This is a genomic window from Bacillus sp. FSL W8-0629, assembly GCF_038593225.1.
Lineage (GTDB): Bacteria > Bacillota > Bacilli > Bacillales > Bacillaceae > Bacillus > Bacillus altitudinis.
In genome coordinates this window covers 2,426,572-2,444,620 of sequence record NZ_CP151975.1, presented here as the reverse complement: position 1 = coordinate 2,444,620, position 18,049 = coordinate 2,426,572, and the positions used below count along the sequence as shown (strand labels likewise).

Annotated in this window: 15 protein-coding genes, 1 other RNA gene and 1 other annotated feature; of the genes, 14 read left to right on the top strand and 2 right to left on the bottom strand. The window is 42.3% G+C overall.

Going from position 1 to position 18,049, the window contains the following annotated elements; translation table 11 throughout:
* The first annotated feature begins 94 nt into the window (after positions 1-94).
* The 8 genes from NSQ17_RS12620 to dtd all read left to right on the top strand — a co-directional run bounded on the left by NSQ17_RS12620 (position 95) and on the right by dtd (position 9,572).
* Entirely contained in the window at positions 95-391 is a 297-nt protein-coding gene (locus NSQ17_RS12620; protein WP_003216788.1) for a post-transcriptional regulator, read from the top strand.
* Positions 392-432: 41 nt separating this feature from the next.
* Positions 433-2,661 (top strand): protein translocase subunit SecDF, encoded by a 2,229-nt coding sequence (gene secDF, locus NSQ17_RS12615; protein WP_342467466.1) that lies wholly within the window; start codon positions 433-435, stop codon positions 2,659-2,661.
* Positions 2,662-2,861: 200 nt separating this feature from the next.
* Positions 2,862-3,350, top strand: a complete 489-nt coding sequence (locus NSQ17_RS12610) for a cation:proton antiporter regulatory subunit (RefSeq protein WP_008342734.1) — start codon at positions 2,862-2,864, stop codon at positions 3,348-3,350.
* Positions 3,351-3,449: 99 nt separating this feature from the next.
* Positions 3,450-3,806 carry a lipopolysaccharide assembly protein LapA domain-containing protein gene (locus tag NSQ17_RS12605; protein WP_024718382.1) on the top strand — a complete coding sequence of 119 codons (357 nt, stop codon included), beginning with the start codon at positions 3,450-3,452 and terminating at the stop codon, positions 3,804-3,806.
* An 81-nt stretch (positions 3,807-3,887) separates the two neighbouring features.
* Complete coding sequence (gene recJ / locus NSQ17_RS12600) at positions 3,888-6,221, top strand: single-stranded-DNA-specific exonuclease RecJ (protein WP_035390967.1); 2,334 nt, start codon at positions 3,888-3,890, stop codon at positions 6,219-6,221.
* A 23-nt stretch (positions 6,222-6,244) separates the two neighbouring features.
* Positions 6,245-6,757, top strand: coding sequence for an adenine phosphoribosyltransferase (locus NSQ17_RS12595; RefSeq protein ID WP_008342729.1), 513 nt, complete (start codon positions 6,245-6,247; stop codon positions 6,755-6,757).
* A 142-nt stretch (positions 6,758-6,899) separates the two neighbouring features.
* Positions 6,900-9,110 carry a bifunctional (p)ppGpp synthetase/guanosine-3',5'-bis(diphosphate) 3'-pyrophosphohydrolase gene (locus NSQ17_RS12590; RefSeq protein WP_017358115.1) on the top strand — a complete coding sequence of 737 codons (2,211 nt, stop codon included), beginning with the start codon at positions 6,900-6,902 and terminating at the stop codon, positions 9,108-9,110.
* Positions 9,111-9,128: 18 nt separating this feature from the next.
* Complete coding sequence (gene dtd / locus NSQ17_RS12585) at positions 9,129-9,572, top strand: D-aminoacyl-tRNA deacylase (RefSeq protein ID WP_017358114.1); 444 nt, start codon at positions 9,129-9,131, stop codon at positions 9,570-9,572.
* Between the two features lie 97 nt (positions 9,573-9,669).
* Here the strand turns inward: dtd and NSQ17_RS12580 are convergent, their stop codons facing one another.
* A complete protein-coding gene (locus NSQ17_RS12580) occupies positions 9,670-11,250 on the bottom strand; it encodes an SH3 domain-containing protein (protein WP_144679885.1) in 1,581 nt (526 codons plus the stop codon).
* 137 nt (positions 11,251-11,387) lie between these two features.
* Here NSQ17_RS12580 and NSQ17_RS12575 point away from each other — a divergent pair, with 137 nt between their 5' ends.
* The 5 genes from NSQ17_RS12575 (at position 11,388) to NSQ17_RS12555 (ending at position 16,116) form a co-directional block, all read left to right on the top strand.
* A complete protein-coding gene (locus NSQ17_RS12575) occupies positions 11,388-11,558 on the top strand; it encodes a YrzK family protein (protein WP_003216250.1) in 171 nt (56 codons plus the stop codon).
* A gap of 58 nt (positions 11,559-11,616) precedes the next feature.
* Positions 11,617-11,856: a binding site (T-box leader), on the top strand.
* Between the two features lie 73 nt (positions 11,857-11,929).
* Complete coding sequence (gene hisS / locus NSQ17_RS12570; RefSeq protein WP_008342721.1) at positions 11,930-13,204, top strand: histidine--tRNA ligase; 1,275 nt, start codon at positions 11,930-11,932, stop codon at positions 13,202-13,204.
* Positions 13,205-13,222: 18 nt separating this feature from the next.
* A complete protein-coding gene (gene aspS, locus NSQ17_RS12565) occupies positions 13,223-15,001 on the top strand; it encodes an aspartate--tRNA ligase (RefSeq protein ID WP_026050119.1) in 1,779 nt (592 codons plus the stop codon).
* Between the two features lie 77 nt (positions 15,002-15,078).
* Positions 15,079-15,259, top strand: a non-coding RNA gene (gene ssrS / locus NSQ17_RS12560) — 6S RNA.
* A gap of 92 nt (positions 15,260-15,351) precedes the next feature.
* Positions 15,352-16,116, top strand: a complete 765-nt coding sequence (locus NSQ17_RS12555) for a tRNA threonylcarbamoyladenosine dehydratase (RefSeq protein WP_008342718.1) — start codon at positions 15,352-15,354, stop codon at positions 16,114-16,116.
* Positions 16,117-16,148: 32 nt separating this feature from the next.
* On the opposite strand, the gene NSQ17_RS12550 is transcribed toward NSQ17_RS12555, so the two are convergent.
* Positions 16,149-17,414 carry a replication-associated recombination protein A gene (locus NSQ17_RS12550; protein WP_342467465.1) on the bottom strand — a complete coding sequence of 422 codons (1,266 nt, stop codon included), beginning with the start codon at positions 17,412-17,414 and terminating at the stop codon, positions 16,149-16,151.
* Between the two features lie 207 nt (positions 17,415-17,621).
* Here NSQ17_RS12550 and NSQ17_RS12545 point away from each other — a divergent pair, with 207 nt between their 5' ends.
* Positions 17,622-18,041 (top strand): Rrf2 family transcriptional regulator, encoded by a 420-nt coding sequence (locus tag NSQ17_RS12545; RefSeq protein ID WP_008342713.1) that lies wholly within the window; start codon positions 17,622-17,624, stop codon positions 18,039-18,041.
* The last annotated feature ends 8 nt before the right edge of the window (positions 18,042-18,049 follow it).

Here is an 18,049-nt window from a genome sequence, read left to right as displayed (position 1 = left end):
AAACGACATAGAATCATATACAATAAGATATGCGTGTATATCGTCCAAGCATGACAAGTCTCTCGATAAAAAACTGAAAAGGGGGAGCCTCACAATGACACAACATCCGGCTGCTATATACAAAGACCATCTAAAGCCTTTTCTGTTCAGTAAGCTTGAAGAATTCATCGTTTTGGGCTATAAAGATGTAGATTTAGAGGAATTATGGTCATACTTAGAGAATAAGAAGTGGAAGAAAAAACAAGAGTATCCAATTCATGAAATGGTTGCAGATATTTTATCTGTGAAAATTGGCGAATTTATGAACTATGCAACCGTTCAGTCGTTTAAAACGTCTGCTTTTTTGGACAGTGAAGATGGCAAGAATATGCTGGACGAACTGTTGAAATAAGCCATCTAAATGGATTCAGGTGTTTAAGGAGGAAATACATAATGAAAAAAGGGCGCATACTTGCGTTTTTCTTAGTGGTTCTGTTAATCGGAACTGGTGTGGGCTTATTAACGAAGCCCGTTGCGAAAGATATGACGCTAGGGCTGGACTTACAGGGTGGATTTGAGGTTCTGTATGATGTACACCCAGTGAAAAAAGAAGACAAGATCACAAATGGTGTTCTCGTCAGTACAGTAGAGGCTTTAAACCGAAGAGCCAACGTGCTTGGGGTCAGTGAGCCGAACATTTCGATTGAAGGAAACAACCGCATTCGCGTACAGCTTGCGGGTGTAAAAGATCAAAACAGAGCACGGGAGATTCTATCGACTGAAGCACAGCTTTCCTTCAGAGATACGAATGACAAAGAACTCCTAAACGGATCTGATCTTGTTGAAAATGGTGCAAAACAAACATTCAATCAAACGAATGAGCCGATCGTGACGGTCAAACTAAAGGATGCGAAAAAGTTTGGTGACGTGACAAAAAAAGTAGCAGCGATGGCACCAAACAATCAGCTTGTCATTTGGCTTGATTATCATAAGGGAGATTCCTTCAAAAAAGAAGTCTCTAAATCAAAACATAAGTATGTATCTGCGCCGAATGTAAACCAAGAAATTAACAGCAGTGACGTACAAATCGAAGGAAACTTTACGGTTCAAGAGGCAAAAGACCTTGCGAGCATTTTAAATGCCGGCGCATTGCCAGTAAAATTAACCGAAAAATATTCAACATCTGTGAGTGCACAGTTTGGTGAGCAAGCACTAAACGAAACAGTCTTCGCAGGAATTGTAGGAATAGCATTTATCTTCTTATTCATGCTGTTTTATTACCGATTACCAGGTCTTGTTGCTGTCATTACACTGTCAGCTTATATCTATATCACATTGCAAGTCTTTGACTGGATGGGTGCGGTCATGACACTGCCTGGAATCGCTGCATTGATTCTTGGGGTAGGGATGGCTGTCGATGCCAACATTATTACGTATGAGCGGATTAAAGAAGAGCTCAAGCTCGGTAAATCTGTCCGTTCTGCTTTCAGATCGGGTAACCGCAGATCGTTTGCCACGATCTTTGATGCAAACTTAACAAGTATTATTGCCGGCGGGGTTCTATTCTTCTTTGGAACAAGCTCTGTCAAAGGGTTTGCAACCATGCTTATCCTATCAATTTTGACAAGCTTTATCACGGCTGTCTTCCTATCAAGATTCCTTCTTGGCTTACTTGTAGAAAGCCGCTATCTCGATCGCAGAAAAGGCTGGTTTGGTGTTCGTCAGAAAGACATCATTGATATTCATGAAACAACTGAAAATACTGAACCGAAAACACCATTTGATAAATGGGATTTCGTCAGCAAACGTAAAGGCTTTATGATTTTCTCAGCAGCCATTACCATTGCTGGAATCATTGTGCTGTCAATCTTCAAGCTCAATGCAGGTATTGACTTTGCAAGCGGTACTAGAGTTGATATTCAAAGTGACCATAAACTGTCAACAGAACAGGTGGAGCAAGATTTTAAAAAGCTAGACCTTGAGACAGACAGTGTTGTGTTATCGGGGCAAAAAGAAAATCAAGCAGCAGCTCGATTTGTCGGTGTTCCGAATAAAGAAAAAATTGCTGAAGTGAAAGATTATTTCAAAGATAAATACGGAACGGAGCCTAACGTAAGTACAGTGTCTCCGACGGTCGGAAAAGAGCTTGCTCGTAACGCATTATACGCTGTCATCATTGCTTCGATCGGGATTATCTTATATGTATCCGTCCGATTTGAGTATAAAATGGCGATTGCAGCGATAATCTCTCTGCTTTACGATGCATTCTTTATCGTTGCCTTCTTTAGTATTACGCGCTTAGAGGTGGATGTCACCTTCATTGCAGCGATACTCACGGTCATTGGGTACTCGATCAATGACACGATTGTCACCTTCGACAGGGTGCGTGAGCAAATGAAGAAACGCAAACCGAAAACGATCGAAGATTTATCGTACATTGTGAATTTAAGTTTACAGCAAACCTTTACGCGTTCTGTGAACACCGTGCTTACCGTACTTGTAGTGGTGATTGCACTTCTCATTTTCGGTTCAGCATCTATTACAAACTTCTCCATTGCCTTACTTGTCGGTCTATTAACAGGGGTGTATTCATCCCTTTACATTGCGGCACAAATTTGGCTGATATGGAAAGGTCGTGAGCTGAAAAAGCCGGCGAAAATCGACACAGAACAAGATATTTAAACAAGAAAGACTGCCAGCTTGGCAGTCTTTTTTTCATGCATCATATTTGTCAACGTCACAACAATAAGATGATATGTAAAAACATTTCGGGTTTCATTGATCTTGAAATGGTCTTTTGCTATAATGACATACGTTTAGATCAGTATAGAAAGCAAGTGTCCGTTTGGGGCATTTCGCTTTTATTCATTGGAGGGGCTGTTATGAAGGTTCGGGAAACTGAACTGCCAGGTATCGGTCACAAAGCCGAAATGATCACAAGAAATAATGAGAAGCTTGCCATTATCACACATGATGACGGCAGAAGAGAGATGTATCATTTTCAAGAAGATGATCACGAAGAATGTATTTCTGGTATCTTGCTTAGCGATGAAGAAGCAAGACAAATCTCGGCTATTTTAGGCGGCATGGTCTATAAACCAAAAGCGCTTGAGACAGTGGAGGTGGCCATTGATGAACTCATCATTGAATGGTTTAAGATTGAAAAGAACGCACCGGCTGTTAACCAGACGATCGGAGACCTGAGTGTTCGCCAAAACTATCAAGTAACAGTCATCGCCATTGTGAGAAAATCACATGAGAAAATTTTAAATCCAGGACCAGATACGGTGATTGAAGAAGGAGACACCCTTGTCATCTCTGGAGAAAGAAAAGAATTAAAGAGCCTCATTAAAGAAAAACTCAGCAGCTAAGCGCCCATGCTGATAGAAAACCTTCCGCCATGTTCTTTCTGTGTTTAAAAAGGACAAGAAAGAGGGAAGAATAAAAGAAAAAGCTTGGGGGATTTGTAGATGAATAAACAACAATGGACCATCATACTCGCATTTATTTTCGTATTAATTGTCTCAGTATTTGCTGTTATTAACGTGCGGCCTGTACAGGTAGACTACTTATTTGGAACGGCTGAATGGCCGCTGATCCTTGTCATTATCGGTTCTGTTCTGATGGGCGGACTCATTGTGGCTTTTGCGGGGATTTTCCAAATTGTGAAACTGAAACGTGAATTAAAAGCATTAAAAGCTGAACGTGCAGCCGCTGTGACTGCCCCTACTGCTTCTCCAAAAAAGGTAGACAAAGACGTTCAAAAGAAAACGAATGTCACACCTTTAAAAGAACAGCCAGCGTCTTTTGACCGGAAGGAAAAATAATCTTCCAGTACAATTTCATAAAATAAAAATTGAAACCCCTCAGTCCACTCTAGTATAATAGTGTGGTTGAGGGGTGAATTTATGTTATTATCCAAAATGCGTTGGGAATATGAACATCCTAGCGAAGAAAAAGTGAAATCACTCTCTGAAAATCTGAATATTTCAGCGCTGACTGCATCACTTCTTGTACAAAGAGGACTCGAAGAAGTAGAAGAAGCGAGGTCTTTTTTATTTGATCAAAAAGCCGAATTTCATGATCCATTCTTATTAAAAGGAATGAAAGAAGCAGTAGAGCGCATCAACAAAGCGATCGAAGAGCAGGAATCGATTGTGATCTTCGGAGATTATGATGCAGATGGTGTGACAAGTACTTCTGTACTTTTACATACACTTAAAGAACGATCTGCGAAGGTAGACTTTTATATTCCAGATCGATTTAAAGAAGGATATGGGCCAAACGAACAGGCTTTCCGATATATCAAAGAGCAAGGAGCATCGCTTGTCATCACTGTGGATACAGGGATCGCTGCTGTAAATGAAGCACGTATTGCAAAAGAAATAGGATTAGACCTGATCATCACAGATCACCATGAACCAAGCGAGGAACTGCCTGAGGCACTTGCGATTGTACATCCTAAGCAGCCAGGGTGTGAGTATCCGTTTAAAGAGCTGGCGGGTGTCGGTGTTGCGTTTAAAGTGGCACATGCACTCCTCGGTAAACTCCCAGTAGAATTATTAGATCTTGCTGCAATCGGTACAATTGCGGATCTTGTCCCGCTGCATGATGAAAATAGATGGATTGCCAAAAAAGGTCTGATGCAGCTTCGACAGTCTAGACGGCCTGGGTTAAAAGCGTTATTAAAAGAAGCAGGCGCCACTCTTGAAGAAGCAAATGAGGAGACGGTCGGCTTTCAAATTGCGCCAAGGCTGAATGCTGTTGGACGAATTGAGCAGGCAGATCCGGCTGTTCATCTTCTCATGACTGAGGATATGGATGAAGCAGAAGAACTCGCTCGTTTTGTACAAGAATTGAACAAAGAACGGCAGAAAATTGTGAGTACGATCACGGAAGAAGCCATTCAAATGGTCGAAGAGACAGGCGCTGACCAGTCTGCTATCGTCGTAGCAAAAGCTGGCTGGAATCCAGGCGTTGTCGGCATTGTTGCCTCAAAATTGACGGATACATTTTCTCGTCCGGCGATTGTGCTTGGAATAGATGAAGAAACGCAGATGGCGAAAGGGTCAGCCCGAAGTATTCCTGGCTTTGATTTGTTTTTCCATTTGAGCAAGTGCCGTGACATCCTGCCGCATTTCGGTGGACACCCGATGGCAGCAGGAATGACACTTCAAGCGGATGATGTTCCTTTACTTAGGGAAAGATTGAATCAATATGCAAATGAAACGTTGACTGAAGAAGATTTTATTCCAATTCAACGGGTCGATGCAGTATGTAAAGTGGACGAAATGACGGTGCAAGCCATTGAAGAAGTGGGACTGCTGTCCCCGTTTGGCATGCAGAATCCTAAGCCGTTCATTATGATTGAAGACGCCCAGCTTGAAGACATCCGAACGATCGGGGCCAATCAAAATCACATTAAAATGTCACTAAAAGACGAAGACAAGCTGCTCGACTGTGTCGGTTTTCACCAAGGCAAGCTAAAAGAAGAACTTGTCCCAGGGAGTCAAATTTCTGTCGTTGGCGAGGTCTCGATTAATGAATGGAATAACCGAAAGAAACCTCAGCTCATGCTAAAAGACGCTAGAGTCGATGAATGGCAGCTGTTTGATTTACGCGGGAAAAAAGATTGGGAAAAGAAAGTATCAACACTTGATCCAGCAAAAACAATGGTCTTCTGTTTTGACGAAGAAACAAAAAAGCAATCGGAGCTGGTGGATATTCCGATTCACCTTATTGATGCAGAAAATGTATCCACGTTTGATGTGCAGGAAAAGTATGTGATCTTTGCCGATGTTCCTGCCGATGAACACTTGCTCAAGCTGCTTTTAGAAAATCAACAACCAGCAAGAATTTATACGGTGTTTCAGCGGAAAGAAGATCACTTTATGTCCTCATTCCCGAGCCGTGATCAATTCAAATGGTTTTATGGGTTCTTGTTCAAACGGGGAAGTTTTCCTATTAAAGAACAAGGCATGGAGCTTGCCAAACATAGAGGTTGGACAAAAGATACAATCATTTTTATGACAAAGGTGTTTTTTGAACTCGGTTTTGTTAAAATAGAGAATGGTGTGCTGTCAATAGTGCGTGATGCCCCTAAAAAAGATTTAACCGCATCATCGTCTTATACAGCAAAACAACGATTGATGGAACTCGATCAAACACTAACATATTCCTCAGCCAAAGAGCTGAAGGAATGGCTGAATAGCATGATGAGCGAAGTCTCACCTGTGCTTTGACGTACGAGGAGGAAAAGGAAAAGATGGATTTAAAACAATATGTGACAGTTGTACCTGACTACCCAAAGGAAGGTGTACAATTTAAAGATATTACAACGTTAATGGATAAAGGCGAAGTGTACCGTTATGCAACGGATCAAATCGTTGAATACGCGAAGGAAAGAGACATTGATCTCATTGTTGGACCTGAAGCGCGTGGATTCATTATTGGCTGCCCTGTAGCATACGCACTTGGTGTAGGTTTTGCCCCAGTTCGTAAAGAAGGAAAGCTTCCTCGTGAAGTCATCAAAGTCGATTACGGTTTGGAATACGGTAAAGATGTATTAACGATTCATAAAGATGCAATTCGTCCTGGTCAGCGTGTACTGATCACAGATGATTTGCTTGCGACAGGTGGAACGATTGAAGCATCCATCAAGCTGGTTGAGGAATTAGGCGGCGTTGTGGCAGGGATTGCATTTTTAATTGAGCTGACGTATCTTGATGGCAGAAAGAAGCTTGACGGTTACGACATCTTGACGTTAATGCAATACTAATGGAGTTTTACGCAAAAAGCACTCAGTAAGAAGGGTGCTTTTTTCCTATCAAAAATCTTTTAGCGGACTTCTTCTCTTTACATCTATCGGATTTTTCTTGATAATAAACTACAATACAGTTTTCATTTAAAAAGGTGATTCCATGGCGAACGAACAAGTTTTAACGGCGCAGCAGGTCATTGATAAGGCAAGAGAATACCTGTCCGCTGAACATATTCAATTTATAGAGCGTGCATACGAATATGCTGAAAATGCTCACAAGGAGCAATACCGGAAATCCGGTGAGCCCTATATTATCCATCCTATTCAAGTGGCGGGAATTCTTGTTGATCTTGAAATGGATCCTTCGACCATTGCTGGCGGCTTCTTGCATGATGTTGTCGAAGACACGGATGTGACATTAGAAGATTTAAAAGAGCATTTTAACGAAGAAGTAGCCATGCTTGTTGATGGTGTGACAAAGCTCGGAAAGATTAAATATAAATCACAAGAAGAACAACAGGCTGAAAACCATCGTAAAATGTTTGTTGCAATGGCGCAGGATATTCGCGTCATCTTAATTAAGCTGGCAGACCGTCTTCACAATATGAGAACACTCAAACACCTTCCGCAGGAAAAGCAGCGAAGAATTTCAAATGAAACCCTTGAAATCTTTGCACCGCTTGCGCACAGATTAGGGATTTCAAAGATTAAGTGGGAGCTTGAAGATACAGCCCTCCGCTATTTAAATCCGCAACAATACTACCGGATTGTGAATCTCATGAAGCGCAAACGAGCGGAACGTGAGGAATACTTGGACGAGGTTGTCAATGAAGTAAAAGACCGCGTGTCTGAGGTGAACATTAAGGCTGAATTCTCCGGCAGACCGAAACATATTTATAGTATTTATCGAAAAATGGTCATGCAAAATAAGCAATTTAATGAAATATATGATTTGCTGGCTGTACGTATTTTGGTTGACAGCATTAAAGACTGCTATGCGGTACTTGGTATTATCCATACATGCTGGAAGCCGATGCCAGGCAGATTTAAGGATTATATTGCGATGCCAAAGCCGAACATGTATCAGTCTCTTCATACAACGGTGATTGGTCCAAAAGGGGACCCGCTTGAAGTTCAGATTCGTACAGTGGAAATGCACGAAATTGCGGAATACGGAATTGCGGCACACTGGGCGTATAAAGAAGGCAAAGAGTCAGCAGAATCGACGGAAGAAGCCGTTTTCCAGAAGAAGCTGTCTTGGTTTAGAGAAATCCTTGAATTCCAAAATGAATCCACAGATGCGGAAGAATTTATGGAATCGTTAAAAATCGATCTCTTCTCTGATATGGTGTTTGTATTTACACCAAAAGGTGACGTCATCGAGCTGCCGTCTGGTTCCGTACCAATTGATTTCTCATACCGGATTCATTCGGAAATTGGGAATAAAACAATCGGAGCCAAAGTCAACGGTAAAATGGTCACACTTGATCATAAGCTAAAAACAGGTGACATTATTGAAATTCTGACTTCTAAGCATAGCTATGGACCGAGCCAGGATTGGGTCAAACTTGCCCAAACCTCCCAAGCGAAGCACAAGATCAGACAGTTTTTCAAGAAACAGCGCCGTGAAGAAAATGTCGAAAAAGGCCGAGAACTTGTGGAGAAAGAAATCAAAAACCTTGAGTTCGATGTCAAAGACATTTTGACCACTGAAAATCTGCAAAAAGTGGCCGATAAATTTAATTTCTCAAATGAAGAGGACATGTATGCAGCTGTCGGTTATAACGGAATTACGGCACTCCAAGTGGCGAATCGTTTAACGGAAAAAGAAAGAAAACAAAGAGATCAGGAAGAACAAGAGAAAACCGTTCAAGAAGTGTCTGTAGAGTCAAAACCATATCACGGGAAAAAACGAGAAGCTGGCGTGCGAGTGAAAGGCATTGATAACTTGCTTGTCCGTTTATCTAAGTGTTGTAATCCTGTTCCTGGTGATAGCATTGTTGGCTTTATTACAAAAGGCCGTGGCGTATCTGTTCACCGTGATGACTGTCCGAACGTGAAGACAGGAGAAGCGCAGGAACGGTTAATCCCGGTTGAGTGGGAGCATGAACAGCCTGCTCGAAACCGTAAAGAATACAATGTGGAAATTGAAATATTAGGATATGACAGACGCGGCTTACTTAATGAGGTGCTTCAAGCAGTCAACGAAACCAAAACGAACATCTCGTCCGTTTCTGGTAAGTCTGATCGTAACAAAGTGGCGACGATCCATATGGCGATCTTTATCCAAAATATTAACCATTTGCACAAAGTGGTAGAACGCATTAAACAAATCAAAGACATTTACTCTGTTCGCCGATTCATGAATTAGAAAGGAAGTATATCGTCTATGAGGCTTGTTGTTCAGCGTGTGACGAGTGCATCTGTGAAAGTAGAAGAAGAGATCACAGGTGCCATCAATGAAGGCTATATGGTGCTCGTTGGGGTTACACATGAAGACACAGAAGAAGATGTGCATTACTTAGCTGAAAAGCTCGCACACTTGCGTATTTTTGAAGATGAAAACGGGAAAATGAATCATTCTTTGTTAGATGTAAAAGGAAGCGTGCTGTCTGTATCTCAATTTACTCTTTATGGTGATACGAGAAAAGGCAGACGGCCGAACTTTATGAAAGCTGCCAAACCGGATATGGCGAATTCACTTTACGAATGCTTCAATGAAACGCTTAGAGAAAAAGGCATCCATGTTGAAACTGGACGTTTTGGGGCGATGATGGACGTCTCATTGACCAATTCAGGGCCTGTCACCATGTTGATGGACAGCAAAGAATAGAAAGACATTAGACTGTGGATAAACTCTTGCTGAGAGTTTGTTTAGAGTCTTTTTCTTTTGAGATCATACAAAAAAGAGGCACAGCGGCCTCTTTTTTCTATCGGAAATATTGTTTTAATCCTTCTGTCATTCCTTCTGTCACTCGTTCTTGGTAAGAGGCGCTATAAATGATCGCTTCTTCTTGAGGATTGCTTAAATAGCCGAGTTCATATAAAAGGGAAGGGCGCTTGTTTTCTCTTAAAACAAAATAATCTCCAAATTTGACTCCTTTATCAGGGATCTGTGATCGTTTTGCGACTTCCGTATGAACGCTTGTCGCCAGACGTTGATCTTTGGATGCTTGATAATAATATGCGGTGCTCCCTCTGATACTTTGGTCCATAAAACTATCATAATGAAGACTAATAAATGCATCTGCATTTCGGTAATGTGAAGTGGCAACCCTCGATTGAAGGCTGATGAATGTATCATCACTTCTTGTTAAATAGACATTTGCTCCAGAAGCTCTTAACTTACCCGCCAGCAAATGAGCGGTTTTGATCGTGATATTCTTTTCAAATGCACCGTCTGCGCCGATCGTGCCGCTGTCTTTTCCGCCATGCCCAGGATCAAGAACAATTGTTTTGCCTTTTAAAGATCCAGTGCCAGACGATGAATCCTGCTGAGGTCTTGGTGCTTCGCTGCTATTTTTCTTTGTTTGAACGACCCAGCTCGCCACGTAGCCTGTTCCGCCGTTTGATAATGTCACCTCGTACCAGTCACCTTGCGTACGAACAATTTGATAAGCAGCTCCTTTTGTTGCTCTTTCTGCAATTCCAGCGGAGGTAGAAGCGCTTTTTCTAATATTCGTTCCATCATAAACGATGTACGCTTTCTGATGAGATGACGAAGAGGATGAATTCTTTTCAGGTGCTGCACTTGCTCCTTGGTTTGAGACAATATAATAACTTGCAACCCAGCCTTTAACGCCTTTTGCTTCGATTTCATACCAGCCATTTTGCTCCCGTAAAATGGTGACTTGAGTGTTGCGGGAAAGTGAAGCGGCCACTTGTGCGTTCGGTGCCGCCGATTTTCGAACATTCAAGCTTGATACGCCAACTGTGCCGGACTGTTTAGAACGAGCGGGCTCAGCTGAACTGGATGAAGAAGCGTTTTGTCCGCCAGAAATATAATCAGAGTGGACCCAGCCTTCTGCTTGTTTGTACGATATTTTTGTCCATTCACCGCTTGTGTCCAGCTTTTTAGCGGAAGCGCCCTGCGGGAAAGTGCCAATGACTTGATAGGAAGTCCCTGGGCCTGTCCGAATGCGAAGGTCAGAGGCTGTTGACGTAATCGAACTGCTTCCTTGCGTACTTTGACCTTGTGTCTTTTGCTTAGCAGGCTTTTGTGCATCAGATGACTTGGTAATCAGCCATGAGACGACCCAGCCTTTTTGTCCGTTCGATAGCCCGATCTGTACCCATTCTCCTTGTTCAGTGAGAATCGGGTAGCTTTCTCCTCGTTTCACAACTGCTGCGATCCCGTAGCTTAAACCAGGTCCGGTTCGCACATTGATTTCATCTGTTGCAACGACAGCTTGATCTGTTTGAGCCGTCGCATGTGTCATTGGCCAAGTGCTGGCAATGAGGACAAAACAGGTGAGCAGCAACATCATGTGATGGTGTGTTTTCAGATTCAAAACGGTGTTTTCCCCTCCCTTGTAAAACCGATGAATGTTAATTCGTTATGTAATGGATGAATTCCTTGCAGTTTCCCTAATAAAATTGAATCAATCTGTTTATACTAAATAAAAATGTGATAAAAGGATGTACAAACATGAGATTAAGCAGAAAATTAGGACGAGTGCAATATAATGGACATCGTGATATCGACCGCTGGCAGCACGACGAAATGGATCAACCAGGCTTCCTTGAAGAAACGGCATCTGAATACGGATGCACGTCAAAAGAAGAGCTGGAAAAGAAAAAGAGACACGGCAAGGGTTGACAGAGTGGCAGCACCGACCTTATTATAATATAAATCAACACACTTGAAAATTTAAAATGTGGAACTGATGATAGAGAATAGTAGGGTAAATTGCGTGAGCAGAGAGGAATCGCCTTAGGCTGAAAGCGAATCCGCATGGCATTTATCACGAAAGAACACTCTGTAGGTTTCCTGCTGAACACTCAAAAAATGAGTCAATAGGCGGAGAACGTGAATCTGCGTTAAGGATTTGAGCGGGAACATGGCTAGATCATGTTCCAACTAGGGTGGCACCACGGGTATAACTCTCGTCCCTACTATACACATAGTAGAGGCGGGGGTTTTTTATATGTCCACATAAAAAATGAATGATGGTCGTAGGAGGACGAAAAATGAGTTTTAATATTCCAAGAGGCACACAGGATATTTTACCGGGAGAATCAGAACGCTGGCAGTATGTTGAACAAATTGCGAGAGATACATGTGCAGCCTTTCAATACAAAGAAATCCGCACACCGATTTTTGAGCATACAGAACTGTTTGCACGAGGAGTAGGCGAGTCAACAGATATCGTTCAAAAAGAGATGTACACATTTGAAGATAAAAAAGGACGTAGCATCACACTTCGCCCAGAAGGAACAGCTTCGACTGTCCGTTCTTATGTTGAAAATAAACTGTTTGCACAGCCTGCACAGCCTACAAAGCTGTACTACATTGGACCAATGTTCCGCTATGAGCGTCCACAAACGGGAAGATATCGTCAATTTTATCAATTCGGAATTGAAGCGATCGGTTCAAAAGATCCTGCCATTGATGCAGAGGTCATTTCATTAGCGATGAGTGTGTATGAGAAAGCAGGTCTTTCCAACTTAAAACTCGTTATTAACAGCCTTGGTGACAAAGAAAGCCGTGCAGATTACCGTCAAGCACTTGTCGAGCATTTTGAACCAAGAATTGATGAATTCTGTCACGACTGCCAAATTCGTTTACATCAAAATCCATTGCGTATTCTTGATTGTAAAAAGGACCGCGATCACGAACTGATGGCAACGGCACCATCCATTCAAGATTACTTAAATGAAGAATCACGGACTTATTTTGAAAAAGTAAAACAATACTTAACCGATCTAGGCATTGAATATGTCGTCGATCCGAACTTAGTGCGCGGTCTTGATTATTACAATCACACTGCCTTTGAGATCATGAGTAATGCAGAAGGCTTTGGCGCGATCACAACATTAGCCGGCGGCGGCCGTTATGATGGACTTGTTGAAGGAATTGGCGGTCCTGAATCACCAGGTATCGGCTTTGCGATGAGTATTGAACGTTTCCTATCAGCGATTGATGCAGAGAAGATCGAGCTTCCTGTTCAAGACGGCATTGATTTATATATTGCGGCATTAGGAGATCAAGCAAAAGATTATGCTGTTGGCTTATTGAATCGCCTAAGAAAAGAAGGCATTTCAAGTGAAATGGACTATACAGGGAAAAAGCTAAAAGCACAATTTAAAGCGGCAGACCGCTTGAAAGCCAAGTTTATTGCAGTTCTTGGTGAAGATGAGCTAGCGCAGCAAATTGTAAACGTAAAAGATACGACAACGGGTGAACAAATTGAAGTGAAGCTTGATGAGCTGATTCAAATGATGAAAGCCCACCAGAAAGCGTAAAGAAGGAGTGGAATGTTTGTGTTTGGTAGAACTTTTTATTGTGGAGAAGTAACAGAAGACCAAATCGGTCAAACCGTTGTATTAAAAGGATGGGTACAAAAACGTCGTGACCTTGGCGGATTAATCTTTATTGACCTGCGTGATCGTACAGGCATTGTGCAAGTTGTCTTTCATCCAGACCAATCAAAAGAGGCTCTTGAGACAGCAGAATCGATTCGGAATGAATATGTCCTTGATATTAAAGGGACAGTGGTCGCAAGAGAAGAAGCTACGATCAACCCAAATTTAAAAACAGGCAAAATTGAAATTCAAGTCGACACAGTCACTGTTTTAAATGAAGCCAAGACGCCTCCATTTGTGATTTCTGATCAAGCAGATGAGGTATCAGAAGATGTGCGCTTAAAATACCGCTACCTAGATCTTCGCCGTCCTGCGATGTTTGAAACGATGAAAATGCGACATGAAGTCACAAAAGCATTCCGCCATTTCTTAGATGATCACGGCTTTCTAGACATTGAAACACCAATTTTAACAAAAAGTACGCCAGAAGGTGCGCGTGACTATCTTGTGCCAAGCCGTGTACACGAAGGAGAATTCTATGCGCTGCCGCAGTCTCCGCAATTATTTAAGCAATTGCTCATGGTGTCTGGGATGGACCGCTACTATCAAATCGCTCGTTGCTTTAGAGATGAAGACTTGCGTGCTGACCGTCAGCCGGAATTTACACAAGTCGATATTGAAATGTCCTTTATGAGCCAAGAAGACATCATGACGCTTGCTGAAGAGATGATGGCAAAGGTGATGAAAGATGTCAAAGGCGTTGACCTGACATTGCCATTACCTCGTATGACGTACGATGAAGCGATGAATTCCTATGGTTCTGACAAGCCAGATACCCGATTTGACATGAAGCTTGTCAACATTTCAGACACGGTAAAAGACTCAGATTTCAAAGTCTTCAGCGGTGCTGTAAACAATGGCGGAGCTGTCAAAGCCATTAATGTCAAAGGGGCTGCAGCAAACTACTCAAGAAAAGACATCGATGCACTTGGTGCATTTGCAGCGAACTATGGTGCAAAAGGTCTTGCTTGGCTAAAAGCTGAAGGGACAGAGTTAAAAGGACCAATCGCTAAATTCTTTGATGAGTCAAAACAAGCAGAATTAAAAGAACAGCTTCAAGTTGAAGAGGGAGACCTTTTACTTTTTGTCGCTGACAAAACGTCTGTTGTCCATGATGCGCTTGGCGCACTTCGTTTGAAACTTGGCAAAGAGCTTAAACTCATCGATGAGTCTGTCTTCAATTTCTTATGGGTAGTCGACTGGCCGCTGCTTGAAAAAGATGAAGAAGAAGGCCGCTTCTATGCTGCTCATCATCCTTTCACAATGCCAGTTCGTGATGATCTTGAATTAATTGAAACAAGTCCAGAAGATATGAAAGCTCAAGCGTATGATCTTGTGCTGAACGGCTATGAGCTTGGCGGAGGTTCTATTCGTATTTTTGAAAAGGACATTCAAGAGAAAATGTTTGGTTTACTTGGCTTTTCTAAAGAAGAAGCGTACGATCAGTTCGGCTTCCTTCTTGATGCATTTGAGCATGGTGTGCCTCCGCACGGCGGAATTGCGCTTGGACTTGACCGCCTAGTGATGCTGCTTGCCGGCCGATCTAACCTAAGAGATACCATTGCGTTCCCGAAAACGGCAAGTGCAAGCTGTGTTCTCACAGATGCTCCTGGCACTGTAAGCGCAGCGCAGCTAGATGAACTGAGTTTGGCTATTAAAACAAAAGTAAAACAGTAAAATAGGCGCATGTTTATAGGCATGTAAACGCTTGAAAAAGGGACATGCCTATGATATGCTTTCATCAACCAATAAATAAAGTCCTGATACGTACGGTGGTTACCTAGTTTTGACCGAACATTTTTTTCTACGGGAGCTTGCCTTTCCTTTCTGCATAAATGCCTCTTCTGAGGACTTATAAAGTGAGGAAGAAAGCACCCACCTGCATGGTGCGGGGTTCAAAACGAAGGAAAAGCTGGCGGCGTGATCGGGACTTTTTTGTGTTTTTTTCTATTTGAGAAGGATGACGGAGAACGCTGAATATGATATGATTCTTTCGATTCATTTTAAATAAAGGTGGAGTGAGGCACTTGTTACATCAGTTTTCAAGAAACGAGCTTGCCATTGGCAAGGAAGGCTTAAATATATTAAAAAACAGTACAGTTGCAGTGCTTGGAGTAGGCGGCGTAGGTTCTTTTGCAGTAGAAGCTCTTGCTCGTTCAGGTGTTGGCCGTATTGTTCTTGTTGATAAAGATGATATTGATATTACAAATGTAAATAGGCAGCTGCCAGCTTTGCTATCAACGGTTGGTCAGCCTAAAGTTGACTTAATGCAGGCAAGAATTGCTGACATCAACCCAGAATGTGAAGTTGTTGCGCTCAAAATGTTCTATACAGAAGAAACATATGAACAATTCTTTGAGTATCCACTTGATTATGTCATTGATGCATCAGATACAATTCATTATAAAATTCATTTAATGAAAGAGTGCCTGAAACGCGATGTGAACATTATTTCGAGTATGGGTGCTGCAAATAAAACAGATCCGACACGCTTTAAAATTGATGACATCTCGAAAACACATACAGACCCAATTGCGAAAGTCGTCAGAACACGCCTGCGGAAGGAAGGCATTCGTAAGGGAATTGAAGTTATTTTCTCTGATGAAAGTCCGATTGTCATTCGTGAAGATGTGAGAAAAGAAGTTGGAAATGATGAAGCGAAAATTCGTAAGGCACAAATGCCGCCATCATCCAATGCATTTGTTCCATCTGTGGCTGGACTGATTATGGGTGGTCATGTCATTATGAAACTGTTAAAAGACATTCCGATTACACGTGTGAAAGATAAATAAACAGCCCGCCTGCTTAGAGCAGGGGGCTGTTTTTATTTTTGCCGTCTTAAATTTTCATACACTTGCTTTAGTGCACCTTCAAATTTTCCAGTTTGCTTTGGTTCATAATATTGTTTGTTTTTCAGCGGGTCAGGTAAATATTGCTGCTTCACCCAGCCATTTTCATAATCGTGCGGATATAAGTAATCGGCGCCCCTTCCAAGTGCTGCTGCTCCTTTATAGTGGGCATCTTTTAAATGAACGGGAACTTCACCAATTTTCCCCGTGCGAATATCATGCAGTGCCGCATCAATCGCTTGGTAAGCGGAGTTTGACTTTGGAGAAAGACACAGTTCAATCACGGCATTAGCGAGTGGAATTCGTGCTTCTGGAAAACCAACTCTCTCAGCTGTTTGAACAGCGCTTAACACACGTGGCCCTGCCTGCGGACTGGCTAGGCCAATATCTTCATAAGCCATCACAAGTAATCGTCTCGAAATGCTTTCAAGGTCTCCCGCTTCAATGAGTCTTGCAAGGTAATGCAGCGCAGCATCTGCATCAGATCCTCTAATGGATTTTTGAAAAGCCGAGAGGACATCATAATGGGCATCACCGTTTTTATCATGCGAGAAGCTCTTTTTTTGTAAACATTCTTCTGCTGCAGCTAGAGTGATCGTGATCTGTCCAGATTCATCCGCTTTTGTCGATAAGACGGCTAGTTCAAGCGCATTTAAAGCGGAACGCACATCTCCTCCGCATCCATTTGCAAAATGATTCATTGCCTCCTCATCAACTTTGACCGAATAACCGCCAAGCCCGCGATGTTCATCCTGTAAAGCTCGAGATAATGCAGCTTTAATTTGCTCTGTTTCCAGCGGCTTCAGCTCAAATATTTGTGTCCGGCTGCGGATGGCTGGGTTAATCGCATGATACGGATTAGCTGTTGTCGCGCCAATTAAAATGATCATGCCATTTTCTAAATACGGAAGAAGGAAATCCTGCTTCCCTTTATCGAGTCTGTGGACTTCGTCTAAAATCAGGATGACCTGACCACTCATTTTCGCTTCAGCGGCGACAGCTTCCATATCTTTTTTGTTATGAATCACCGCATTCAATGTACGGAAGGCAATGCTTGTACTGCCAGCAATTGCAGTTGCAATGGATGTTTTGCCGATTCCCGGCGGTCCGTATAAAACCATCGAGGACAAATGTTTTGCCTCGACCATTCGTCTAATAATTTGACCTTCCCCAACGAGATGCTCCTGCCCAATAATGTCTCCAATATGACTTGGGCGCATCCGATACGCTAAAGGTTTCATGATTATCTCTCCTAAAGCAATGTCTTGTTTGTATAGAGTACCGAAATTTCTTCAAATAGAAAAGGGATGCGTCCTCGTTTTGAGCTCAGAACCCGCAAATGAAAGTTGGCTAAAAGTATGATATAATTGCTTTTGGTCTATATAAGCGTATATGAAATCAGAAAAATAATTGATGACATAGAAATAGAAAACGCAGAGGTGTTTAACTTGAAAATTTCTACTAAAGGCAGATATGGTCTGACGATCATGATCGAATTAGCCAAAAAACATGGCGAAGGCCCTACATCATTAAAATCAATCGCTCAAAACAATGATTTGTCTGAGCATTATTTAGAGCAGCTTGTATCACCACTTCGCAATGCACGTCTTGTGAAAAGTATCCGCGGAGCGTATGGCGGCTATGTGCTTGCCCATGAGCCAAACGAGATTACAGCCGGTGATATTATTCGTGTATTAGAAGGACCTATTAGTCCTGTTGAAGTGATTGAAAACGAAGAACCAGCAAAGCGTGCACTTTGGATTCGTATTCGTGATGCAGTAAAAGACGTACTGGACAATACAACTCTTGAAGACTTGGCAAGCTATAAAGATGACGAGGATCAAGAGGCGTATATGTTCTATATTTAGATCAGAGG